The following is a 26,854-nucleotide window of genomic DNA, read 5'->3' on the forward strand; positions in this document are numbered from 1 at the left end:
CACGCACTCGGGAGGCACGGTCAGCAGTGTCCGGTTTCGAAGCATGTGTGTCCGGTGCCGGCGACGGCGAAGCAACGGCGTTCTGGCGGCGGACACTCGGTCCGGTTCCCCAGGCGGCGCCGCTCCCCGTCGACTTCCCGCGTCCGCGGCGCACCGACGGTGAACAGCACGTCGTGACGGCCCGGTTGGACAGCGGCGCCGACGATGCGACCCTCCTCGCCGCCCACGCGGCCCTGCTGCACCGCTACGGAGGAGCCGAGGACATCACGGTCGGCCACGACGGACTTCCGGTCAGGACCGCGCCCCGCGACGGGCTCACCTTCGCCGCCCTCGTCGAGCAGGTCGCCCGCGCCCGCACCGAGGCCCGCGCCCACCGGACCGAACTGCGGTCACTGGCAGCGCTGTCGGACGACGCTCCCGGCGGCGCCGGCGGCCTCCTGTTCAACACGGCCCTCGACACGGGGCCGGGCGCGCCCGACCGCTACGAGGGGGCCGGAACCCTGGACCTGTGCCTCGAAGTCGAGGGCCGTGAGCTGAAGGTGACCTGCCGTCAGGATCTCTTCTCCGAGGCGACGGCCCGCCGCGTCGCCGCTCATTACGCCACCCTCCTCGCCGACGGTCTGGCCCGCCCCGACGCCGCGCTCGGCGAACTCGCCCTGCTGGGGCCCGAAGAACGCCACCTCGTCCTCGACCTGTGGAACGACACCGGACACGACGTACCGGCCCGCACATGGCCCGAGATGTTCGCCGAACAGGTACGGCTGCGCCCCGACGCCGTCGCCCTGGTCTTCGAGGACACCCGCCTCACCTACGCCGAACTCGACCGCAGGGCCAACCGGTTGGCCCACGCCCTCGTCGCACGCGGCGCCGGACCCGAACGTGTCGTGGGCCTCGCCGTGCCGCGGTCGGCCGAACTGATCGTCGCCGAGGTCGCCGTACTGAAGTCCGGCGCCGCCTACCTGCCGGTGGACACGGACTACCCCGCCGACCGCGTCTCCTACATGCTCGCCGACGCGGCCCCCGCCTGCCTGGTCACCACCGCCGAGTTCGCCGCCGAACTCCCGCCGCGCGACGGCACGGACGTCCTCGTCCTCGACGACCCGGGCACCGGACGCGAACTCGCCGGCCGCCCCGACCACGACCCCGGACCGGCCGACCGGGGCCCGCTGCACGTCGCCAACGCCGCGTACGTCATCTACACCTCCGGCTCGACGGGCCGCCCCAAGGGCGTCGTCCTCTCGCACGGCGGCGTCGCCAAACTGGTCGCCACCCAGACCGAGCGGTTCGGCATCGGCCCGCACAGCAGGGTCCTCCAGTTCGCCTCGCCCAGCTTCGACGTCGCCTTCTGGGACCTGTGCCTCGGCCTGCTCTCCGGCGGCCGTCTCGTCGTCGTGCCCTCCGAGCTGCGGGTACCGGGCGCACCGCTCGCGGACTACGCGCGCGCCAACGGAATCACCTTCATGATCCTCCCGCCCGCGCTGCTCGCGGCCATGCCGGAAGATGTCGAACTCCCGCCCGCGACACTGCTGGCGGGCACCGAACGCGTCTCGCCCGAACTCGTCGGCCGGTACGCGCGCGGACGCATGATGTTCAACGCCTACGGCCCCACCGAGGCCACCACCAACTCCACCCTCGGCCTGTGCGACCCCGACATCCCGGCCGGCAGCATCGTGCCCATCGGCGTCCCCGACCCCGGCACGCGTGCCTACGTGCTCGACGCCCGGCTGCGGCCCGTGCCCGCCGGGGTGCCCGGCGAGCTCTACCTCGGCGGCGCCGGACTCGCCCGCGGCTACCTCGGCCGCCCCGGACTCACGGCCGAACGCTTCGTCGCCGACCCCTTCTGCGCGCCCGGCGAACGCCTCTACCGCACCGGCGACCTGGTGCGCTGGAAGAACGACGGACGGCTGGAGTTCCTGGGCCGCGCCGACGCCCAGGTGAAGATCCGCGGGTTCCGCGTCGAGCCCGGCGAGATCGAGTCCGTGCTGCGCGGCCACCCCGCCGTCGACCAGGCCGCGGTCGTCGTCCGCGAGGACAGGCCCGGCGAACGCCGGCTCGCCGCGTACGTCGTCCCGGCCCTCACGAGCCGGACGGCACGCGACGCCGCCGGACAGGTCCAGGAGTGGAAGGACCTCCACGAACTCCTCTACGCCGCCGCCGGGACCGAGGGCGACCTGCCGCCGGACACCGGTGCCCGCGGAGCCGCCTTCCGGGAGAACTTCGCCGGCTGGAACAGCATGTACGACGGACTGCCCATCCCCGTCGAGGAGATGAGGGAGTGGCGCGCCGCCACCGTCGCCCGCATCGGCGAACTCGCCCCGCGCCGCGTGCTGGAGATCGGCGTCGGCAGCGGGCTGCTGCTGTCCGCCCTCGCCCCCGGCTGCACCGAGTACTGGGGCACCGACCTCTCCGAGGAAGCGGTGCGCGCCCTCGCGGCACAGGTCGCCGACGTGCCCGAACTGGCCGACCGGGTACGGCTGTCCGCGCGGCCCGCGCACGACACGACCGGTCTGCCGAAGGGCCGGTTCGACACCGTCGTCGTCAACTCCGTCGCGCAGTACTTCCCCGACGCCGACTACCTCACCGAGGTGCTCGGCGCCGTGGCGGAACTCCTCGCCCCCGGCGGCCGGGTGTTCGTCGGCGACGTGCGCAACGCCCGGCTGCTGCGCTGCCTGCGTGCCGCCGTGGAGACCCGCCGGGCCACCGACCCGCAGGACAAGCAGGCCCTGCGCGGCGCCGTGGACCGCTCGGTCGCCTGGGAGGGCGAACTCCTCCTGGACCCGGACTACTTCGCCGGCCTGGACGCCTTCGACGCGGACATCGGCGTCAAGCGCGGCGCCCACCACAACGAACTCACCCGCTACCGCTACGACGTGGTGCTCCACCGGCGCGCCGACCGGGCCGCCGGACGGTCTCCCGTCCCCGACCCGTCCGGGCCCCACACCGTGACCTGGTCGCGGATCGGTGACACGGCCGCCCTCGAGACCCTCCTGACGCGGCGGCCCGGCGAGGCGCTGCGCGTGACCGGCGTCCCCAACTCCCGTCTCGTCGACGACCTCGCGGCACTGGCCGCCCTCGGCGACAGCAGCCGGGGCGCCCTGCCCGCCGTCGCGCCGGACCCCGAGGAGTTCCACGCCGTCGCCGCCCGCAGCGGCAGGCGCGCCACCGTCACCTGGGACGGTTCGGCCGACGACGGCAGCCTCGACGTCCTCTTCGGCGTCCCGGGCGCCGAGGAGCCGCCCCGAGGTGCCTACCGCCCCGCGGGCACGGTGCCGGTCGCGAACGTCCCGGCCCCGTTCCGCGACATCAACTCCCTGATGCGGGAGCTCCGTTCGCACGCCACCGAACTGCTCCCCGAGTACATGGTGCCCTCGGCGGTCGTACCGCTCGACCGGCTCCCCGTCACCCCCAGCGGCAAGCTCGACACCGCCGCGCTGCCCGCACCCGACTACGGGGCACTCAGCTCGGGCCGGCCCCCGCGCGACCCGCGCGAGGAACTGCTCTGCGCCGCCTGCGCCGACGTCCTGGGCCTCGCCTCCGTCACCATCGACGACGACTTCTTCGCCCTCGGCGGCGACAGCATCACCGCCATCCAGTTCCTGGTGCGCGCCCGCCGGGCCGGCCTCACCCTCACCACCCGCGACGTCTTCCGGCACCGCACGGTCGCCGCCCTCGCCCCGGTGGCCGCCGAGCGGACCGAGGCGCCGGGCGACGCCGACACCACGCCCCTGGTCAGCGTCACGGAGGCGGAACGCGCCGCCCTCCAGGGGGAGAACCCCGTCGCCGTCGAGGAGTTGCTGCCGCTCGGCCCTCTCCAGGAGGGCTTCTGGTTCCACTCCCTCCTCGACGGCGCGGAACACGACACCTACGTGGTGCAGCAGGCCCTCGAACTGTCCGGACCCGTCGACGCGGGGGCCCTGCGGCGCGCCGCCCAGCACATGCTGGACCGGCACGCCCCGCTGCGTTCCTGCTTCCGCTCCCTGCCCGACGGACGCCCCGTCCAGATCGTCGCGCCCGGACTCCAACTGCCGTGGCGCGAGGTCGACCTGTCCGCGCAGGGCGCCGCCGCCCGGCAGCCGCTCGCCGACGCCGTCGCCGCCGACGAACGCGCCCACCGCTTCGACCTCGCCCTGCCGCCCCTCGTGCGCTGCGCCCTCGTACGCCTCGGTGACGACCGCAGCAGGCTGCTGCTGACGTTCCACCACATCGTGGCCGACGGCTGGTCGTTGCCGGTCCTGCACCGCGAACTGCTCGCCGACTACGGCGGGGCGGCCGAACTGCCCCCCGTCACCCCCTACGGCGCCCATCTGCGCCGCGTCGCCGCCGCCGACGCGGACGCGGCACGCGAGGCGTGGCGGGAGGCCCTCGCGGGGATCGACGAACCCACCCGGCTGGTGGAGACACCCGACGACGGCACCGAGGTCCGGCCCGCACAGGTCCGGTTCGAGCTGTCCGAACGGGACACCGCGCGTCTGACCGGCCGGGCGCGCGAACTCGGCGTCACCCTCGGCACCGTCGTCCAGGCCGCCTGGGGGCTGCTCATCGGCAGGATGACGGGGCGTCAGGACGTGGTGTTCGGCACCACCGTCTCCGGGCGCGACGCCGAGGTCGAGGGCGTCGAGTCCATGGTCGGGCTGTTCATCAACACCCTCCCCACCCGCTTCCGCTGGGAGCCGAAGGACACCCTCGGCTCCCTCCTCGTACGGCTCCAGGAGGAGCAGACCCGGCTGCTCGGCCACCAGCACCTCGGGCTCGCCGAACTCCAGCGGATCGCCGGACCCGCCGGTGCCGGGGGACTCTTCGACACCCTCCTCGTGGTCGAGAACTACCCCGCCCTCACCGGTCTTTCCGACCCGACCGGCACGATCCGGGTCACCGGCCACGACTTCCACGACGCCGTGCACTACCCGCTGGCCCTCGTCGTGAAGCCCGGACGCCGCCTCGACCTGCGGCTCAAGCACCACACCGGGCGCATCGGCACGGGCGACGTGCGCGCGCTGGCCGACCGTCTCGGCCGCGTCCTGCGCGCCCTCGCCGACGACCCCGCACGGCCGGCGGCCACCCTGGAGCTGCTGTCCGCACGGGAGCAGGCCGACGCCCACCCCAGGGGCGCGGACGTCGAGGTCCCCGGCACCACCCTCACCGCCGCCATCGAGGCACAGGTCGCCCGGACCCCGGACGCCACCGCCGTCGTGCACGACGAGGACACCCTCACCTACCGCGAACTCGACCACCGGGCGACGCGGCTGGCGAACCGGCTGCGGTCGCGCGGCGCGGGCCCCGGCACCGTGGTCGCGGTGGCCGTGCCGCGCTCGGCACACCTCATGGTCGCCCTGCTCGGCGTGCTGAAGTCGGGCGCCGCCTACGTGCCCGTCGACGCGGACCACCCCGTCGACCGGATCACCCACGTCCTGACCGACTCCGCGGCCACCACCGTCGTCACCACCACCGCCACGGCACCGTCCCTGCCCGAGGTCCCCGGGCTCACCGCCCTCCTGCTGGACGGGCCGGAGGGCGACGGGCCCCGGCCCGAGGACGAAGACTCCCGCGGACCGGCGGCCGACCCCGACGACGCCGCGTACCTCATCCACACCTCAGGCTCCACCGGCCGCCCCAAGGGCGTGGTCGTCACGCACCGCGCGGTCCTCAACCGGCTGGCGTGGATGCAGGGCGCCTACGGACTCCGTTCGGACGACCGGGTGTTGCAGAAGACGCCCGCCGGATTCGACGTCAGTGTCTGGGAGTTCTTCTGGGCCCTGTGCGAGGGCGCGTCCGTCGTGCTCGCGAAGCCCGACGGGCACCGCGACCCCGCCTACCTCGCGCGGCTGATCCACGAACGGCGCGTCACCACCGTGCACTTCGTGCCGTCGATGCTCGAAGCCTTCCTCCGGTCCGCGGAGATCACCGACGACCCTGCCTGGTCCCGGTCATTGCGGCGCGTGTTCAGCAGCGGCGAGGCGCTGCCCGGCGCCGCCGCGTCCCGCTGGCGCGAGCTCACCGGAGTGCCCCTGCACAACCTGTACGGCCCCACCGAGGCCGCCGTCGACGTCACGTACCACCCGTACGACGGGACCCCGGGCACCACCGTGCCGATCGGCCGTCCCGTGTGGAACACCGGCCTGCGCGTGCTGGACTCCTGCCTGCGCCCCGTGCCCGAGGGCGCCCCCGGTGAGCTGTACCTCACCGGTGTCCAGCTCGCCCGCGGCTACCACGCCCGTGCCGGCCTGACCGCCGAGCGCTTCGTCGCGGACCCGTACGGCGCCCCGGGCGAGCGCATGTACCGCACCGGGGACCTGGTGCGCAGGCGCGCCGACGGTGTCGTGGAGTACCTGGGCCGCACCGACCGGCAGGTCAAGATCCGCGGCAACCGCATCGAACTCGGCGAGATCGAGGCCGCGTTGGTGCGCCTGCCCGACATCGCGCAGGCCGCCGTCACCGTCGTGGACGGCGCCCTGGCCGGATACGTCGTCCCCGTCCGCGACACCGCCCCGGACCCCGCCGGCCTGCACGCACGCCTTGCCGAGTCGCTGCCCGCGCCCATGGTGCCCGGCGCCTACGTGCTCCTCGACGCGCTGCCGCTGACCCCGAGCGGCAAGCTCGACCGGGCGGCGCTGCCCGCGCCGTCGCGGGCGGTCCGCACCGAGGTCCGCGCGCCCCGGGACGAGCGGGAGCGGATCCTCACCGGGATCTTCGCGGCCGTCCTCGGGCTCGGCGAGGCCGGTATCGACGACGACTTCTTCCTGCTCGGCGGCGACAGCATCACCTCCATCGGTGTGTGCAGCCGCTCCCGCGCCGCCGGCCTGGAACTGAACCCGCGCGACGTCTTCGTCCACCGCACCCCGGCCGCCCTCGCCGCCGCGGCGAGGGCCACCGCTCCGGCCGCCGCCGAACGCCGCTCCGCGTTCGCCCTGACCCCCGAGGAGACCGAGCGCGTCCACCGGCTCGCCCCGGGCGCGGTGGAGGACATCTGGCCCCTCGCCCCGCTCCAGGAGGGCCTGTTCTTCCACTCCACCTACGACGACGACGCCCTCGACGTCTACACCGTCCACGAGTCGTTCGACCTCGCCGCCCGCGTCGACACGGAGCGGCTGCGCGCCGCGACCCGGGTGCTCCTCGCACGCAACCCCGGCCTGCGTGCCGGGTTCACCAGCGACGGACTGCGCCGGCCCGTGCAGTTCGTCGTCCGCGACCCGGACGTCCCGCTGAGCGAGGTGGACCTCTCCGGCCTCGACCGCGACGAACAGGACGCCAGGCTCGCCGAGTTGACCGAGGAGGAACGCACCGCCCGATTCGAGCTGGACCGCCCGCTGCTGTTCCGGATGCTCGTTGTACGGCTCGGGCGGGAGCGCGGCGACCGGCTGATCGTGGGCCGCCACCTGCTGCTGTGGGACGGCTGGTCCGCCTGGCTCTTCCTGGACCAGCTCTTCGCGCTCTACGAGTCCGGCGGCGACGACTCCGCGCTGCCCCCGCCCGGCTCCTACCGGGACTACCTGACCTGGCTGGAGGACCAGGACACCGAGGACGCCACCCGCGCCTGGCGCACGGCGCTCGCCGGCCTCGACGAACCGACCCTGCTGGTCTCCGCCGACCAGGGCCTCGAACCCGCCGTCCCCGACACCCTCGACGTCACGCTCCCCGCCGGTCCGGGCGAGCGGCTGCGCGACCGGGCCCGCCGGCACGGCCTGACCCTCAACACGGTGCTCACCACCGCGTGGGGCCTGACCCTCGCGAGCGCCACCGGACGCCAGGACGTTGTGTTCGGCACCACCGTCGCGGGCCGTCCGACCGAGGTGCCGGACGTCGAGAACGTCATCGGCATGTTCCTGAACACCGTTCCGGCGCGCATCGCCTACGACCCCGCCGAGCCGGTCCTCGACCTGCTGCGCCGGGTCCAGGACGAGCGGCTCGCCGTGATGCCGTACGAGTACCTGGGCCTCGGCGTGCTCCAGGCGGAGACCGGACACCGCCGGCTGTTCGACACCCTCTTCGTGCTGCGCAACAACGACACCGAGGACCGTCTCGCGGACCTCGCCGACCGGCACGGCGCGACCGCCGTCGCCAACGTCGACGCGACCCACTACCCGGTCAACCTCGTCGTCACCCCGGGACGCCTGATCCGGGCCACCCTCACCCACCGCTCCGACGTGGTCGACCGGCCGCGCGCCCAGGCACTCCTGGACCGCTTCGTCCTGCTGGTGGAACAGCTCGCCGACAACCTCGCCACCCCCGTGGGCCGGCTCGACCCGCTGCTGCCCGCCGAGCACGCCCGCCTGGCGCGCGAACGCGCCGAGGGCCGCGTCGCCGACCCCGAGGAGACCGTCGCCGACCTGCTGGCGAAGCAGGCCGCCGCCACCCCCGACGCCACCGCCCTCGTCTTCGGCGGGCAGACCCTCCGGTACGCCGAACTCGACGCCCGCATCAACCGGTTGGCGCGGCTGCTGCTGGCGCGCGGCGCCGGACCCGAACACGTCGTCGCCCTCGGGCTGCCCCGCTCCCTCGACACCGTCGTCGCCCTGTTCGCGGTCCTGCGCACGGGCGCCGCGTACCTGCCGCTGGAACTCGACCACCCCGACGACCGGCTCGCGACGATGCTCGACGACGCCCGGCCCACGCTGCTGCTGTCCACCGGGGCCGTCGCCGCCCGCCTCGACGCCGCCGTCCCCGGCACCCCGCGCGTGCTGCTGGACGACCCGGCGACCGCCGAGGCGCTCGCGGCGTCGGCCGACGGGCCGCTCGACGCCGCCGAGCGGCCCCCGTTCAGCCTCGAACACCCCGCCTACGTCATCTACACCTCCGGCTCCACGGGCCGCCCCAAGGGCGTCGTCACGCCCTACCGCGGACTGACCAACATGCAGCTCAACCACCAGCGGGAGATCTTCGCCCCGGCGATCGCCTCCGCCGGGGGCAGGCGGCTGCGGATCGCCCACACCGTGTCGTTCGCCTTCGACATGTCGTGGGAGGAACTGCTGTGGCTCGTCGAGGGCCACGAGGTGCACATCTGCGACGAGGAACTGCGCCGCGACGCCGACGCCCTGGTCGCCTACTGCGAGACCCACCGCGTCGACGTCGTCAACGTCACCCCCACCTACGCCCATCTCCTCATCGAACACGGCCTGTTGGAGGGCCACCGCCCGCCGCTCGTACTGCTCGGCGGCGAGGCCGTGTCCGAGACCGTGTGGAACCGGCTGCGCGACACCGAGGGCACCTACGGCTACAACCTCTACGGCCCGACCGAGTACACCATCAACACCCTCGGCGGCGGCACCCGCGACAGCGCCACCCCGACCGTGGGCCGTCCCATCCGCGGCACCCGCGCGCACGTCCTGGACGCCTGGCTGCGGCCCGTCCCCGAGGGCGTGCCCGGCGAGCTGTACATCGCGGGCGTCGGACTGGCCCGCGGCTACCTCGACCGGCGCGGCCTGACCGCCGAACGCTTCGTCGCCGACCCGTTCGGCGTGCCGGGCGAGCGCATGTACCGCACCGGCGACCTGGTGCGGCGGAACCCCGACGGCAACCTCGACTTCCTCGGCCGCACCGACGACCAGGTCAAGGTGCGCGGATACCGCGTCGAACTCGGCGAGATCGAGACCGCGCTCACCCAGCACCCCCGCGTCGCGCGGGCCGCCGTGATCGCCCGCGACGACCCGGCGGCCCCGGGCACCCAGCGGCTGACCGGCTACCTCGTACCCGCCGAACGCACCGGCGAGGAAAGGGAGTCGGCGGCGCGCGAGCACGTGGGGGAGTGGCAGGACGTCTACTCCGACGAGTACGAGCGCATCAGCACGGCACTGTTCACCGAGGACTACGCGGGCTGGGACAGCAGTTACGACGGGCGGCCGATCCCCTTCGAGCAGATGCGGGAGTGGCGCGAACAGACCGTCGAGCGCATCCGGGAACTGCGCCCGCGCCGCGTCCTGGAGATCGGCGTGGGATCGGGCCTGCTCCTGTCCCGCCTCGCCCCCGACGCGGAGGCGTACTGGGCGACCGACTTCGCCGCCCCCGTGATCCGCAAGCTCGGCGAGGACCTGCGCCGGGACCCCGGGCTCGCGGCCAAGGTCGAACTGCGCTGCCGGGCCGCCCACGACACCTCCGGACTCCCGGAGGACTTCTTCGACACCGTCGTCATCAACTCCGTCGTCCAGTACTTCCCCGGCGTCGACTACCTGACCGAGGTCGTCGACGGCGCGATGCGGCTGCTGGTGCCGGGCGGCGCGCTGTTCGTCGGCGACGTCCGCAACCCCCGCCTGGCCGGCGCCTTCCACACCGCGATCCAGCTCACCCGGGCACCCGGCGACGCCGACCCGGACACCGTGCGGGCCGCCGCCGCGCGCGGACTGCGCCTGGAGAAGGAACTCCTCGTCGATCCCGACTACTTCACCACCCTCGGGCACGGCGTCGACCTGCGCACCAAGCGCGGCCGGCACCACAACGAGCTGACCCGGCACCGCTACGACGCCGTCCTCCACCGGGAGGGCGCCGAGCCGCGGGACCTCTCCTGCACACCCGTCCTGCCCTGGTCCCCGGACCTGGCGGAGCGGCTGCGCGCGGAACGCCCCGAGCGCGTGCGCGTCACCGGGATCCCCGACGCCCGCACGGCCGGTGAACTCGCCGCCCAACGCGCCCTGGAGGAAGGCCGGATCGTCCCGACCGACACCGTGAGGGGAGTGGACCCGGAGGAGCTGCACACCCTCGGCGCCTCGCTCGGACACCGCGTCCGCACCACCTGGTCACGCGAAACCGGTTACTACGAGGCGGTGTTCACCCCCGCCGACGACGACGCCGGACTCACCACCGGCCTCTACCGGCCCGGCGGCGGCGAAGCGCCGTACGCCAACTCCCCGACGGCCGCCCGGGAAGCCGACAGCCTCGTGCGCGAGGTGCGCGAGGACCTGCGCACCCGGCTGCCCGACTACATGGTCCCGGCGGCGTTCGCCGTTCTCGCCGGGCTGCCCATGAACGACAACGGCAAGCTCGACGTCCGGGCACTGCCCGACGCCGAACCCGCCGTCGCCCCCGGTGCCGGGCGCGGCCCGCGCACCCCGCGGGAAGAGGTGCTGTGCCGGCTGTTCGCCGAGGTGCTCGGTCTGCCGCGGGCCGGTGCCGAGGACGGCTTCTTCGACCTCGGCGGGCACTCTCTGCTCGCCACCCGGCTGATCAGCCGCGCCCGTACCGAACTCGGCGCCGAACTCGCCATCCGTGATCTCTTCGAGGCGCCCACCCCCGAACTCCTCGCCCTGCGCGCCGACGCGGCCCGGCCCGCGCGCCCGCCGGTCCTGCCCGCCGCCGACCGGCCCGAACGCGTCCCGCTGTCGCCCGCCCAGCGCCGCCTGTGGCTGGTGGAGCGGATCACCGGGGGCGGCGCGGCCTACAACTTCCCCCTGGTCCTGCGGCTGCGCGGCACCCTCGACACCGACGCCCTGCACCGGGCGCTGCGGGACGTGGTGGCCCGGCACGAGTCCCTGCGCACGGTGTTCGCCGAGCACGAGGGCGAACCCTTCCAGCGTGTCCTGCCGACGGCGGACGCCGAGTTCGGCTTCCGCGTGACGGACGCGGAGGAGGCCGACCTGCCCGCGCTGATCGAGGCGGCACAACGCGCCCCGTTCGACCTGTCCCGCGAACTGCCCCTGCGGGCAACGGTGTTCAGGCTCGACTCCGAGGACTGCGTGGTCGCCGTCGTCCTGCACCACATCGTCACCGACGAGTGGTCGGACCGCCCCTTCCTCGCCGATCTCGACACCGCCTACGCGGCACGCGTGCGGGGAGCGGACCCCGAACTCGCGCCCCTGCCGGTGCAGTACGCCGACTACACGCTGTGGCAGGCGGATCTCCTCGCCGAGGCGGGGGAACGCCAACTCGCCCACTGGCGCGACGCGCTGCACGGACTGCCCGACGAGCTGACCCTGCCCCTGGACCGGCCGCGCCCCGCCGACCCCACTGGGCGCGGCGCGACCGTCCGCCGCGAACTGCCCGCCGAACTGGGGGAGTCGCTGCGCGACCTGTCGACCGCGACCGGCACCAGCATGTTCATGCTGTTCCAGGCGGCCACCGCCGCACTCCTGCACCGCATGGGCGCGGGCGACGACATCCCCCTCGGCGCCCCGATCGCCGGCCGCACCGACGGCGCGCTCGACGACCTGGTCGGCTTCTTCGTCAACACCCTCGTCCTGCGCACCGACCTCTCGGGACCGGATCTCACCTTCCGCCAACTGCTCTCCCGCGTACGGGACTTCGACCTCGCGGCCTTCGAGCACCAGGACCTCCCCTTCGACCGCCTGGTCGAGGAGCTGAACCCGCCGCGCGTGGCCGGACGCAACCCGCTGTTCCAGGTCATGCTGGGCTACCACCACCGGCCCGACGGCGACCCGGACCTGCTGGGACTGCCCACCGAGTGGTACGACATGGACACCGGTGCCGCCAAGTTCGACCTCGACTTCACCTTCGTGGACGGCGGAACCCGGGGGAGTGTCGCCCTGCTCCTGGAGTACGCGACCGATCTGGTGGACCCGGGCACGGCCGCGCTCCTCGCGGAACGGCTGGTGATCCTCCTGGAGGCCGCGGCGGCGGCGCCCGACGGCCCGCTCGCCGCGATCGACCTGCTCACCGACGCCGAACGCGACGCGGCGGTCCACGCCTGGAACGACACCGCGCACCCGGTGGAGACGCGGTCGGTGCACGAACTGTTCACCGCCGTCGCCGCGGCGCACCCCGGGCGCACCGCGCTGGTCACCGCGGCGGGCAGCCTGACCTTCGCCGAACTGGCCGCCCGCGCCGACGCCGTCGCCGGGCTGCTGGCGGCACACGGCGCACGTCCCGAGACCGTCGTCGCCCTGGCCCTGCCCCGGCACGACATGGTCCCCGCCCTTCTCGGCGTGCTCCGCACGGGCGCCGCCTACCTGCCGCTGGACCCGGAACACCCCGCCGAGCGCCTCACGCACATGCTCACCGACGCGGCACCGGTCTGCGTGCTGACCACCACCGCCCTCGCCGACCGCGTGCCCGCGGCACCGGGGGTCCCCCGGCTGCTGCTGGACGACGGCCTGCCCACGGGCGCCGCCCTCCCGGGGGTCGTCCACCACCCGCGCTCCGCCGCCTACGTCATCTACACCTCCGGCTCCACCGGCACCCCCAAGGGCGTCGTCGGCACCCACCGGGGCCTCGGCAACCTCTTCGCCGCGCACCTGCGCGACCTCGTCGAACCCGCCGTCCGCGACACCGGCCGCGCGGTGCTGCGCGCCGTCCACGCCGCGTCCTTCAGCTTCGACGGCTCCTGGGAACCCCTGCTGTGGCTGCTCGCCGGCCACGAGCTGCACGTCGCCGACGAGGCCACGGTGCACGACCCGGCGGCCCTCCTCGCCCTGCTCACCGAACGGGACATCGACTTCGTCGACCTCACGCCCACCTACCTGCGCGAACTGCTGCACCACGGCTTCCTCGCCCCCGGCAGCAGGGCGCCCGCCGTCCTCGCCGTCGGCGGCGAGGCCACCCCGGCCGCCCTGTGGAAGCGGCTGGCCGCCCTGCCCGGCACCGCGGTGCACGACCTGTACGGCCCCACCGAGTGCGCCGTCGACGCCTACGGCTGGCACACCGACGGCACCGGTGCGCCCCGGTGGGCCGCGCCCCTCGACAACATCCGCGCCCATGTCCTCGACGACCGGCTGCGCCCCGCGCCCCCGGGCGTGCCCGGCGAGCTGTACCTCGCGGGCGAGGGCCTGGCCCGCGGCTACCTCGGCCGCCCCGCCCTCACCGCGGGACGCTTCGTCGCCGACCCCTACGGCGCCCCCGGCGACCGCGTGTACCGCACGGGCGACCTCGCGCGGCGTCGCGCCGACGGCACCCTGGAGTTCCTCGGCCGCGCCGACGACCAGGTCAAACTGCGCGGCTTCCGCATTGAACTCGGCGAGATCGAGGCCGCGTTGACCGGACACCCGGCCGTCGCCGCCGCGTCCGTCGTCGTCCGCGAGGACACCCCCGGCACGCCCCGGCTCGTCGCGTACCTGGTACCCGCGGACGGCGCGCCCGCCGACCCGGCACACCTGCGCGCACACCTGGCGGCGTCACTGCCCGAGCACATGCTGCCCGCCGCGTACGTCCCGCTCACCGCCTTGCCCCGCACCGTCAGCGGCAAGCTGGACCGGGCGGCACTGCCCGCCCCGGACCTCGGCGCGGCGGTGGGCGGCCGACTGCCGCGCACCGCGCGCGAGGAACTGCTGTGCGAACAGTTCGCCTCCGTGCTCGACGTCCCGCGCGTCGGCATCGACGACGACTTCTTCGCCCTCGGCGGCCACTCACTGCTCGCCATGCGCCTGGTGAGCCGCGTCCGTACGCTTCTCGACGCCGACATCTCCCTGCGCACGGTGTTCGACGCGCCCACCGTGTCCCGGCTCGCCGCACGTCTCGACGGCACCCGCGGCGCGGGACGCCCGGCGCTCACCGCCGCGCGCACCCGCCCCGAACGGCTGCCGCTGTCACCCGCCCAGCGCGGCCTGTGGCTGCTGCACCAGGTGGACGGCGCCGGCCCCGCCTACAACATCGCCAACGCCTGGCGGCTCACCGGCGCCCTGGACCGGGCCGCCCTCCAGGACGCGGTGAACGACATCGTCACCCGGCACGCCACGCTGCGCACCGTCTTCCCCACCGGCCCGGACGGCCTGCCGTACCAGCGGATCCTGGCACCCGACCAGGCCCGGGTCACCCTCACCACCCGCCCCTGGGACCGGCGCGACGAGGAGACCGCCCACCCCTTCGACCTGGAGCGCGAACTCCCGCTGCGGGCCACCCTCTTCGCGACCGGACCCGACGAGCACGTCCTGCTCCTGCTGCTCCACCACATCGCCACCGACGAGTGGTCCGACCGCCCCCTGCTCGCCGGCCTGGGCACCGCCTACGCCGCCCGCGCGGCAGGACGCGCCCCCGACTGGCAGCCGCTGCCGGCCACGTACGCCGACTACACCCTCTGGCAGGACGAACTGCTGACCCGCGACGGCGCGGAGCTGACCGCCCACTGGACGGAGCGACTGCGCGGCCTGCCCGAGGAGATCACGCTGCCCACCGACCGGCCGCGCCCCCGCGAGGCGGGCCACGAGGGCGGCACGGTCGGCTTCACCCTCGGCCCCGCGCTCGAACGGTCGCTGCGGGAACTCGCCCGCGGCGAGGGCGCCAGTATGTTCATGGTCGCCCAGGCCGCCGTGGCGGCCCTGCTGCACAAGCTCGGCGCGGGCGACGACATCCCGCTGGGCGCACCCGTCTCCGGCCGCGCCGACGAGGGTCTCGAAGACCTCGTGGGCCTGTTCGTCAACTCCCTCGTCCTGCGCACCGACCTGACCGGCGCCCCCGGCTTCGCGGAACTGCTGCGCCGGGTGCGCGAGACCGACCTGGCCGCCTACGACCACCAGGACCTGCCCTTCGACCGGGTCGTGGAGGCCGTCAACCCGACGCGGTCCCTCGCCCGGCACCCGCTGTTCCAGGTGATGGTGGTCCACCTCGGCGCCCCCGGCACCACCCCCGAACTGCCCGGCCTCACCGTGCGCCGTGAGCCGCTCGGCGCCCGCACCGCCAAGTTCGACCTGAGCTTCGACTTCGTCGAACAGGGGGAGGGCGAGGGCGTGCAGGGCTGGATCGAGTACAGCACCGACCTCTTCGACCGTGCCACGGCCGAACGGCTCGCCGCCCGGCTGGTCCGCCTGCTGGAGCGGGCGGTGGCCGAACCCGCCCTGCCCGTACGGGACCTGGACATCCTGGAGGCGGACGAACGCGCCCTCGTCCTCGACCGCTGGAACGCCACCGCGCACGACGCCGCCCCCGGCACCCTGCCCGAGCTGTTCCGCGCGCAGGCCGCCCGCACCCCCGACGCGACCGCCCTCGTCTGCGGCGACCACCGGCTCACCTACGCCGAGTTGGACGCCCGCGTCGAGCACACCGCACGGGTGCTCGCCGGGGCGGGCGCCGGACCCGAACGCACCGTCGCCGTCGCGCTGCCGCGCTCGACGGATCTCGTCGTCGCCCTCCTGGCCACCCACCGCGCGGGCGCCGCGTACCTCCCGCTGGACGCCGGCCACCCGCCGGAGCGGACCGCCGGAATGCTGGAGGAGGCCCGCCCGGTGTGCGTCGTCCACGACGCGCTCCCGGACGGACCGTACGGTGAACTGCCCCATGGCCACGACCCGTTGAGCCCGGCCTACGTGATCTACACGTCCGGCTCCACCGGCCGCCCCAAGGGCGTCGTCGTCCCGCACGAGGGCATCGCCAACCGCCTGCTGTGGATGCGGGACGAGTACGGGATCACCGCCGAGGACCGGATCCTGCAGAAGACACCGTCCACCTTCGACGTGTCCGTGTGGGAGTTCTTCCTGCCCCTGATCGCGGGCGCCACCCTCGTGGTCGCCGGGCCGGACGACCACAAGGACCCCGCCCGGCTGGCCCGGCTGATCCACGAACAGGGCGTCACCACCGCCCACTTCGTGCCGTCCATGCTGCGTGCCTTCCTCGACGAGCCGGCCGCCGCGCACTGCACCGGCCTGCGCCGCGTCCTGTCCAGTGGCGAGGCCCTGCCCGCCGACCTCGCGGGCCGCTTCCACGCGCTGCTCCCCGCCGGGCTGCACAACCTCTACGGGCCCACCGAGGCGTCCGTCGACGTGACCTCGGCCCCGGTGGCCGCGGGCGCCCCGCGGGTGCCGATCGGCCGCCCCGTGTGGAACACCCGGGTCTACGTCCTGGACGAGGCGCTGCGGCCCGTACCGCCCGGCGTGGCGGGGGAGTTGTACCTGGCCGGCGCGCAGCTCGCGCGCGGCTACCTCGGCCGTCCGGGGTTGAGCGCGGAACGGTTCGTCGCCGACCCGTTCGGCGCGCCGGGCACCCGCATGTACCGCACCGGCGACCTCGCCCGCTGGACCCGTGACGGCGACGTCGAGTACCTCGGCCGCACCGACGACCAGGTCAAGGTGCGCGGCTTCCGCGTCGAACCCGGTGAGATCGAGGCCGCGCTCGCCGCACACGCGGCGGTCGCCCGGGTCTGCGTCGTCCTGCGCGACGAACGGCTGGTCGCCTACGTCGTGCCCCGCGCCGGTACGGAGCCGCGCACGGCGCGGCTGCGGGAGCACGCCGCCGCGGCCCTGCCCGACCACATGGTCCCCGCCGCCTTCGTGATCCTCCACGACCTCCCGCTCACCTCCAGCGGCAAGCTCGACCGGCGGGCCCTGCCCGCACCGGACTTCGCCGCCGAGACGGGTTCGGCCCGGCCGCGCACCGAGCGCGAGGAACTGCTGTGCCAGGTCGTCGCGTCGGTGCTCGGCCTCGAACGGGTCGGCGTGCACGACGACTTCTTCACCCTCGGCGGCGACAGCATCGTCGCCATGCAACTGGTCGCCCGCCTGCGCGCGGCCGGCCTCGCCGTCAGCCCGCGCGACGTGTTCCGCCACAAGACGCCCGCCGCCCTGGCCGCCGCGGCCCGCACCCCGCGGGACGCGACCGCCTCGGCGACGGCGCCGGACGCCGGCCTGTTCGCGCACCTCACCGAGGACGAACGCGCCGAACTGGCCGCCCTCGGCGACGCGGAGGCGCTGCCGCTCTCCCCGCTCCAGGCGGGGCTGCTGTTCCACGCCTCCTTCGACTCCGGCAGCGACGGCCCCGACGTCTACACCGTGCAGGTCTCCTACGACCTCGACGGCCCCCTGGACGCCGAACGGCTGCGGGACGCCGGGCAGTCACTGCTCGACCGGCATGCCAACCTCCGCGCCGGCTTCCGCTACCTCGCCTCCGGACGCCCCGTCGCCGTCGTCCCGCACACCGCCGTCCTGCCCTGGCGGCACCTCGACCTCTCGGCGCTGGACGAGGGCGCCCGCGAGGCGCGGTGGACACACGCCCTCGCCCAGGAGCGCCGCCGGTTCGACCCGGCCCGGCCGCCGCTGCTGCGCCTGCTCCTGGTCACCGTGGCACCCGGCGCCCACCGCCTGGTCCTGTCCCACCAGCACCTGCTGCTCGACGGCTGGTCCGTGCCCCAACTGATGCGCGAACTGGGCGAGTCGTACGCGGGTGGCGAACCGTCCGCCCCGACGCCGTACCGGGAGTACCTGGCCTGGCTCGGCAGGCAGGACGCCGAGGAGTCGGCCGCCGCCTGGCGCACGGCCCTCGACGGGCTGGAGGAACCCACCCACCTGGTCCCCGCCGACCCCAACCGGGCCCCGGCGGTCCCCGAGACCCGCACCACCGCACTGACGCCCGGACTCACCGAGGCGTTGACGAGCCTCGCCCGCGCCCGCGGTCTCACCGTCAACACCCTTGTCCAGGGCGCCTGGAGCATCGTGCTGGCCCGGCTCACCGGCCGCACCGACGTCGTGTTCGGCGCCACCGTCTCCGGCCGGCCGCCGGAGCTGGACGGTGTCGAGTCGATGATCGGCCTCTTCATCAACACCGTGCCCGTGCGGGTGCGCGTCGACGACCGGGAACCGCTGTCGGCGTTCCTCGACCGGCTCCAGGACGAGCAGTCCCGGCTCATCGCCCACCAGCACGTCGGCCTCGCGGACATCCAACGCCGACACGGAATGGGGGAGTTGTTCGACACCCTCGTCGTCTTCGAGTCGTACCCGGACGGCGGCGATCCGGCGCTCGGCGCGGACGACGGGCTGCGCACCTCGGTGCGCGACCACTCCGACGCCACGCACTACCCCTTCGCCTGGGCCGTCGAGCCGGGCGAACAACTGCTGCTCACCGCCGAGTTCAGGTCCGACCTGGTCACGGGCGCGACCGTCGACCGGGTGCGGGCCGCCATGGTCCGGGTCTTCGAGGCCATGACCGCCGACCCCGGCCTGCCGCTCGGACGCGTCGACCTGCTCACTCCCGAGGGCCGCGCCACGGTTCTCGGCACGTGGAACGACACCGCCCTCCCCGTGGCCGCCGACGCGCCCGCGACCGTACCGGCCCTGTTCGCCGCCCGGGTCGCCGAGGCCCCCGACGCCGTCGCGGTGGTCTCCGGCGGCACCACCTGGACCTTCGCCGAACTCGACGACCGGTCCGACCGGCTGGCCACCCTGCTCGCCGAGCGCGGCGCGGGACCCGAGGGCATCGTCGCCCTCGCCCTGCCCCGCACCGCCGACCACCTGGCGGCGATCCTCGCCGTCTTGAAGACCGGCGCCGCCTACCTGCCCGTCGACGCGGACCTGCCCGCCGAACGCGTCCTCGCCATGTTCGACGACGCCGCACCGCGCCTGGTCCTCACCACCGGGGCCCTCGCCGCGCGGCTGCCCGACGGCGGCGTCCCGCGCCTCGTGCTCGACGCCCGCGGCACCGTGACCGCCCTGGCGACGGCCTCCGGCAAGGGTGCCTTCACCGGTCCCGACCCGGACCACCCGGCGTACGTCATCCACACCTCCGGCTCCACCGGCCGCCCCAAGGGCGTCGTCGTGTGCCACCGGGGCGTCGTGAACCTCTTCCACAGCCACCGCCGCACCCTGCACGACCTCGCGAAGGACACCACCGGACGGCGGCGGTTGCGGGTCGGGCACGCCTGGTCCTTCTCCTTCGACGCCTCCTGGCAGCCCCAGCTGTGGCTGCTCGACGGACACGCCCTGCACGTCCTCGACGACGAGACCCGGCGCGACCCGGAACTGACCGCCGCCGCGATCCGCGACCAGGAACTCGACTTCATCGAGGTCACCCCGTCGTTCCTGGCCCAGATGGCCGACACCGGACTCCTCCGCGACGGCCACTGCCCGCTGGCCGTGGTCGGCGTCGGCGGCGAGGCGGTGCCGGACGCGCTCTGGGCCGAACTCGCGGGCCTGCGCGCCACCACCGCCTTCAACCTGTACGGCCCCACCGAGGCGACGGTCGACGCCCTGGTGGCCCGGATCGAGGAGAGCGACCGCCCGCTGGTCGGCCGCCCCGTCGCCAACACCCGCGCCTACGTGCTCGATGCCGCCCTGCGCCCCGTACTCCCCGGCGTGGCGGGCGAGTTGTACCTCGCGGGCGCGGGCCTGGCCCGCGGCTACCTGGGGCGTCCCGAGCTGACCGCAGAGCGGTTCGTGCCCGACCCGTTCGGCGCGCCCGGCGCCCGGATGTACCGCACGGGCGACCTCGCGCGCTGGACCGACGACGGCCGCCTCGACTACCTCGGACGGGCCGACGAGCAGGTCAAGATCCGCGGCTTCCGCGTCGAACTCGGCGAAATCGAGGCGGTGTTCGACCGGCACGCCGCCGTCGGACAGGTCGTGGTGGTGGCCCGCGAGGACCGGCCAGGGATCAGGCGGCTGGCCGCCTACGTCGTCCCGGCGGACGGCGTCCCCGCCCCCGATCCGGCCACGCTGCGCGCCCACGCGGCGGCGGCTCTGCCCGACTACATGGTGCCGGCCGCGGTGGTCGTCCTCGACGCGCTGCCGCTGCTGTCCAACGGAAAGCTCGACCGACGGGCCCTGCCCGCACCGGACTTCACCTCCGGCTCGGGCCGTGCACCCGCCGACGACCGCGAACGCGCGCTGTGCGCCCACTTCGCCGAGGTGCTCGGGCTGCCCACGGTCGGCGCCGACGACGACTTCTTCGCCCTCGGCGGTGACTCCATCGTCGCCATGCAACTCGTCAGCAGGGCACGCGCCGCGGGGCTGCGGGTGACCCCGCGCCAGGTGTTCCAGCACCGCACGGTCGCCGCACTGGCCGCCGTCGCAGCGGAGTCGGGGGCCGACGCCCGCGGCGCCGCCCACGACGACGGGTCCGGCACCGTCGCGCCCACGCCGATCATGCACGCGCTGCGCGAACTCGGCGGCCCCGTCGCCGCCTACCACCAGGCCGCGTTCCTCCAGACCCCCGCGGGACTCGACGAGGCGTCGCTGGTGACCGTTCTGCGCGCGGTCGTCGACCGGCACGACCTGCTCCGCGCCGCGCTCGTGCGGGCGGACGACGGCGCCTGGTCGCTGCACGTGCCCGCCCCCGGCACCGACGACCCCGCCGCCTGGCTGACCCGCGCCGACGTGACCGGCGTCGACGGGACCGCGTTCCTCGACACGGTCGGCGCGGAGGCCCGCGCCGCACGGGACCGCCTCGATCCCGACGGGGGCCGCATGGTGCAGGCGGTCTGGTTCGACGCCGGGCCGGACGTTCCCGGACGACTGCTCCTGCTGATCCACCACCTCGTCGTGGACGGCGTGTCCTGGCGGATCCTGCTGCCCGACCTCGCCACCGCCTGGCGGCACGTCCGGCTCGGCGGCGCACCCGAACTCGCCCCCGTGGACCTGTCGTTCCGGCGCTGGTCCGAACTCCTCGCGGAGCGCGCCGTCGAGCCCGCCCGCGAGGACGAACTCCCGCTGTGGACCTCGGTCCTGGCCGATGCCCCGCCGCTCCCGGTGCGGCGCGGCCTCGACCCGGAGCGCGACGTCACCGCCACCTCGCGGAGCCTGTCGCTGACCCTTCCCGCCGACCGCACGGCACCGCTCCTCGGCAGGGTCCCCACGGCCTTCGGCGCGACGGTCAACGACGTCCTGCTGACCGCGCTGGCCCTGGCCGCCGCCGACTGGCGCCGACGCCGCGCCGGGGACACCGGCGGGGCGTCGGCGCCCGAGGGCCTCGCGCACGGCGGGGACACGGCGGACGCCGGGAACGCCGGGGGCGCGGACAACGCCGTGCTCGTCGACCTGGAGGGCCACGGCCGCGAGGAGGACCTGGCCGGTGACGCGGACCTCTCGCGCACCGTCGGCTGGTTCACCAGTGTCGTCCCCGTCCGTCTCGACCCCGGGCCCGTCGACCTGGCCGACGCGTTCGCGGGCGGACCCGCACTGGACCGGGCGGTGGCCCGCGTCCGGGAATGCCTGACCGCGGCGCCCGCGGGCGGGGTCGGGCACGGCCTGCTGCGCCACCTCAACCCGGCCACCGGCCCCGTCCTCGCCGAACTCGGCTCCCCGCAGATCGAGTTCAACTACATGGGGCGCTTCGGCGTCCCCGAGGCGACCGACTGGTCGTACGCACCCGAGGCCGACGCGGCCGACCTGGACGCGGACCCGCTGATGCCGCTCTCCCACGCCCTGACCGTCAACGCCCTCACCGAGGACCTGCCCACCGGGCCCGAACTGACCGCGCACTGGACCTTCGCCGCCGGAGTCCTCACCGAGGAATCGGTCCAGGATCTCGCGGAGACCTGGTTCCGCGCCCTGCGGGCACTGGCCGACCGTGTGGCCGGGCCCGTGCCCGAGGGGGAGGGCGGCGCGGCCTGACCCCGAAACCCCCGGAAACCACTCCCGAGTCCACCACCGCGATCCGACAGCACAACGCACAGAAGGCGAGGACCCGCTCGTGACCAACCCCTTCGAGAACCCCGACGGCGTCTATTCCGTACTCGTCAACGACGAGGGCCAGCACAGTCTCTGGCCCGACTTCGTGGACGTCCCGGCGGGCTGGACCGTCGCCCACGGCCCGGCGTCCCGCCAGGACTGCCTGGACCACATCGAGGCGAACTGGACGGACATGCGCCCCGCGAGCCTGGTGCGCAGGATGGAGTCGGCCGAGCGGGCCGGCTGACCCGGCCCGCCCTCGCGCGGACCGGCCGAACGCGGGCGCCGCGCCGCCCACTTGACGATCGTCAGGGGGCGGCGGGGCCGCCCGCCCGCAGTTCACGGATCCGCTCGTCGACCTCGCGGCGGTCGTAGCCGCGCCGCACGATGTCGAAGGAGGGGGTCGCCCGGGGCGCGCCGGGGAGGGCCAGGAGGGCGAGGAAGCGGTCGACCTGCTCACGGTCGTAGCCGCGGCGTACCAGTGTGAAGCCTCGGAACTCGGACGACGTCGACACTCGCTCGCTCACTCCAACCGCCGGTGACAGGACCTGGACCCGTACTCGCGGACGACATGTTAGGTCTGCGGGCGGACCGCCGGTTCAACCGTCGGCAAAGATCAACTCCGGGGCGGGGAAAGGTTCTCCGCCGAGGGACGCGAAACGGCGGCGCGACGCCCTGCCTCCTCGGAGACGGGCCTCGCGCCGCCGTCGTGCGGTGCGGGTGCGGGCGTGCGGACTACCGGGCGCGCGGCTCCGCCTGCTCGTCCACGACCGGCTCGCGGTCGTCCCGGTCCTCGCGGTCGGTCTCCTCGGCGCGCCGGGCGGGCGTGAGGGTCTCCGGGTGCCCGGCGGGAGCGGCCTCGGCCGCCCGGTCACCGTGGCCCGGCCACCACGCGGCGTGGCCGATCAGGGCGGTCAGGCTCGGCGTGAAGAACATCGCCATCACGAAGGCCGCGACCGCGATGCCGAACGACACCGCGAAGCCCATCTCCGTCAGCAGTGCGTTGCCGGCCAGCATCATCGTGGCGAACGTCGCCGCGAGGATGAAGCCCGCGGCGGCGACGGTCGGTCCCGCGTGCCGCAGCGCCTCCCCGGCCGCCTCGCGCGGGGAACGGCCCTCGCGGGCCTCCTCGCGAAGCCGCGCGATCATCAGGATGTTGTAGTCGGTGCCGATGGCGACCACGAAGAGATACATGATCACCGGGAGCATGAACATCAGCCCCGAGTGGCCGGCGCCGTCCTGGAAGATCCACACCGTCGCGCCGAGCGTGGCGCCGAAGCCGAGTCCGACCGACGCCATCAGGTACAGCGGGGCGACGACGCTGCGCAGCAGCAGTCCCAGGATCACCATGATCAGCAGGGCCGCTACGGGGAAGACCGTCCGGTAGTCGTGGTTGACCGCGGCGTTGATGTCCTTGTAGATCGAGGACATGCCGCCGACGACGGCCTTGCTGCCGTCCGGTGCGTCGGAGTGCGCGACGTCACGGACGTCGCCGACCGTGGTGATGGCCTTGTCCGTCGACGCCTCGTACTTGAGGGTCACCGTGAAGTCGGCGGTGGTGCCGTCCTTGCTCACCTGGGACAGCTTGGCGCCGTCGACACCGTCGACCGCGGCGAGCTTGTCCGCGTAGGCGGTGAAACCGGCCTTGTCGAGCGGGGAGTTGTCGGTGCTGGAGAGGTACACGTCGGTCGGCGCCGCGGCACCCGCCGAGTACGCGTGCATCATGCTGTCCTGGACGACCATCGACTCCTTGGTCTTGGGCATGGAGCCCGAGGCCAGGTCGAAGGTGGCCTTGTAGCCGAACGTGCCGAGCGACAAAACCACGAGCACCAGACCGGACACGATCACGGTGAGCGCGGGGCGGTTGCGCACCCCGCGGCCGAGCGCGGCGAACCGGGCGTTCTCGGGCTCGCGCTGCCAGGACTTGGACGGCCAGAACACCTTGGGGCCGATGAGCGACACCACGGCGGGGATGAGCGTGAGCCCCGCGAACAGGGTGGCGGCGACCGCGATGGCGAGCGCCGGGCCCATCTGCTTCAGGAAGCCGAGCGTCGACAACGACAGCGCGAGGAAGGCGATGACGACCGCGCCCGCGGCGGAGGCGATCGCCTCACCGACCCGGCCGACGGCGTTGATCATGGCTTCCTTGGATTCGTCACCGGCGCGCAGGCGTTCTCGGTACCGGAACATCAGGAAGAGGAAGTAGTCGGTGCCCACACCGAACAGCACCACGATGAGGATCGACGAGATCGAGCTGTTCGCCTGGAGGTCGAACAGCTTCGTGGCGTAGGCGATCAGCCCGTTCGCGAGCGTGGACACCAGGCCGATCACCAACAGGGGCAGCACCGCGAGGATCGGTGCCCGGAAGATGATCAGCAGGGTGACCAGGATGATCAGGAAGGTGCCGATGCCGATGAGCGCCTGACCGCGCTTCGACGAGTCCTGCTGGTCGAGTGCCTGGGCGGCCGAACCACCCAGTCTTGCTTCCAGGTTGGTGCCCTTGGTGAGCTGTTTGACGTCGGTGCGCAGCACCTTGGCGGCGTCGGCCTGCTTGGGCTGGCCCGCGTTCTTGCTGTCCATCTGGACCAGCGTCGTCGTGAACTTGCCGTCGGTGGACGGCTGGCCCGGCACGACCTTCTGCACCTGGTCGATGTGCTTGCCGCCCAGTTCCCGGGTGATGCGGTCGACGTCCTTCAGGTCGGCCTTGGTCAGCTTGGCGCCGTCCGTGCGCTGGTACAGCGCGATGGCCGAGGGCGTGAAGGCGCTCGGGAACGCGTCCTCCTGGAGCTTCGCGGCCTGGATGGACTCGTAACTGCTCGGCAGGAAGCTGCTCTCGTCGCTCGTCGAGGGCAGTGTCGGTGCGGTCGCGACGATGGCCACCGCCGCGATCACCCACGCCACGATCGTCCAGACGGGATGTCGGACGACGATTTCGCCAATGCGTCGGAACATACGGCCCCTCCCAGGCACCACGGTCGCCGCCGCCGGGGGCGTTCCCCGGCACCGGCGCCCCGGACCGGTGCGCGTCTTCGGCACCGGTCGGTCGACGGTCTTCGCTCAGTGACGGCAATCCTAGTAAGCGGAGCGGTTGTTCCTCACGTCGATATCCCCCTGGAGGGCGTCGTGTTCGTGTCGTGTTGGCACAACTGCCGTGTGCAGGAGGCCCGCTGGGCGCGCGCCGGTTCACCGGGACGCGGTGCCCGCCCCGGTGCGGGGGCCGTCGAGGAGGGCGGCGCCCAGCGAGGTGAGCGTGTGCAGAACGGTGTTGGCGTGCCGGTCGCTGTTGATGAGGCCGCCGTCGCGCAGTGCCGCGGTGTGGTGGGAGGCGGTGCCCACGGACACCCCCGCACGCAGGGCCGCCTCGGTCGTCGTGGCACCGGTGGTGGTCGCCAGCAGGATCTCGGCGCGGGTACGGCCGAGCAGCGCGCGCAGCGGCCGGCCCTCGCGCTCGGGGCCCGGCCGCGCCTCGTGCTGGAGCGGGTAGATGATCACCGGAGGCAGCTCCGGGTCGGCCAGGGTGATGGGGGAGTGCCAGCAGAAGTACGACGGGATCAGCAGGATGCCCCGGCCGCCCAGCAGCACGTCGCGCTTCTCCGGGTACGACTCGATCTCCAGGACCGGATGGCGCCACCGCAGCGTGGGCGCGAGACCGCTCAGCAGGCCTTCGGTACCGGATTCGAGCAGCGACCGGGCATGCCGGATGCGTTCGGCGCGCAGTCGCTCCCCGATGTGGCGGTCGTGCGGGGCGATCACCGTCCGGTGGTAGCTGCGCAGCGCCCCGACGATGCGGTCGCGCATGTCGCGCTCGGCGATACGGGTCACCCAGGCCGGCGATTCGATCGTCGTGGCGAGTTTCCGTGCCTCGCGCGCCACTTGGCCCGGAGGAGTTTCCAGTACGGCGTTCAGCCCCTCCTCGAGACCGGTGATTCCTTCCGCCGGTGTGAGGAAGTCGGGAAAATAACTCGCCCGCGGGAAGAGGGGCAGCAGGAATTTCCTGACCATGGCTCCCGCCTGCGCGTCACGAATGTTCGCGCACGCGGTCCTGTGCCAGTGCGCGTAGGCCCAACGCCCGTCCGCCGTCTGGAATCTGTGCAGGCTACAGGCGATCTCCCACAGTGGGTGCGGCGCGACGGCGACGCGTACCCGCGTCAGGTCCTCGGCCGAGAAATGAATTCGGAGCATTCCGTTCCACCCATTCCCCGTTTCGTGGCGTGTCTTTGGCGCACCGACGATGTCAGACCCTCGCTGTGAGGTGAACGTGACATCGCGCCGAATGTCGCGCGGAGAGGGAAAGGAATTCGCCAAAGGCAGATCGTGCGGCGGGTTGCGGCCGCGGGCGGCAATGCGGCGAAATGCCGATCAAGAACCGGAGCGCCCGCGGGGCGGAGGCTCCCGGTGGTGCGCGGCGGGAATCCGGGAGGCGGGGAGGGGGAGGGAGCGCGGAGTCCGGGAACGCGGCGGACCGGGGGGGGGGGGGGGGGGGGCCCCCCCCCCCCCCCCCCCCCCCCGGCCGGGGGGGGCCACCCCCCCCCCCCCCCCCCCCCGGGGGGGGGGCCCCCCCCCCCCCCCCCCCCCCCCCCCCCCCGCCCCCCCCCCCCCCACCAAAAAAAGAA

5 protein-coding genes are annotated in these 26,854 nt (G+C 74.2%); 2 read left to right on the forward strand and 3 right to left on the reverse strand.

Annotation, left to right across the window (positions count from 1 at the left end):
• Positions 1 to 47: 47 nt before the first annotated feature.
• Both ACFZA0_RS28845 and ACFZA0_RS28850 read left to right on the forward strand, forming a co-directional pair.
• Positions 48 to 22,184, forward strand: coding sequence for a non-ribosomal peptide synthase/polyketide synthase (locus ACFZA0_RS28845; RefSeq protein ID WP_391022305.1), 22,137 nt, complete (start codon positions 48 to 50; stop codon positions 22,182 to 22,184).
• 79 nt (positions 22,185 to 22,263) lie between these two features.
• Positions 22,264 to 22,488 (forward strand): MbtH family NRPS accessory protein, encoded by a 225-nt coding sequence (locus ACFZA0_RS28850; protein WP_391022307.1) that lies wholly within the window; start codon positions 22,264 to 22,266, stop codon positions 22,486 to 22,488.
• A 61-nt stretch (positions 22,489 to 22,549) separates the two neighbouring features.
• Here the strand turns inward: ACFZA0_RS28850 and ACFZA0_RS28855 are convergent, their stop codons facing one another.
• From ACFZA0_RS28855 to ACFZA0_RS28865, 3 genes are all read right to left on the reverse strand, one after another.
• The gene (locus ACFZA0_RS28855) at positions 22,550 to 22,768 is read right to left on the reverse strand and encodes a DivIVA domain-containing protein (RefSeq protein ID WP_391022309.1); all 219 of its coding nucleotides are present in this window, start codon (positions 22,766 to 22,768) and stop codon (positions 22,550 to 22,552) included.
• Between the two features lie 208 nt (positions 22,769 to 22,976).
• Positions 22,977 to 25,193 carry an MMPL family transporter gene (locus ACFZA0_RS28860; RefSeq protein ID WP_391022311.1) on the reverse strand — a complete coding sequence of 739 codons (2,217 nt, stop codon included), beginning with the start codon at positions 25,191 to 25,193 and terminating at the stop codon, positions 22,977 to 22,979.
• A 231-nt stretch (positions 25,194 to 25,424) separates the two neighbouring features.
• Positions 25,425 to 26,423: an ArsR family transcriptional regulator gene (locus ACFZA0_RS28865; protein WP_391022314.1), complete on the reverse strand. Its 999-nt coding sequence runs from the start codon at positions 26,421 to 26,423 to the stop codon at positions 25,425 to 25,427.
• Between the last annotated feature and the right edge of the window lie 431 nt (positions 26,424 to 26,854).

It is taken from the genome of Streptomyces sp. NPDC008150 (assembly GCF_042956945.1).
Lineage (GTDB): Bacteria > Actinomycetota > Actinomycetes > Streptomycetales > Streptomycetaceae > Streptomyces.

Bases quoted from the DNA above. Each gene is read 5' to 3' on its own strand.
- ACFZA0_RS28860 (WP_391022311.1), bottom strand. From the start codon at position 25,193: ATGTTCCGACGCATTGGCGAAATCGTCGTCCGACATCCCGTCTGGACG.
- ACFZA0_RS28865 (WP_391022314.1), bottom strand. From the start codon at position 26,423: ATGCTCCGAATTCATTTCTCGGCCGAGGACCTGACGCGGGTACGCGTC.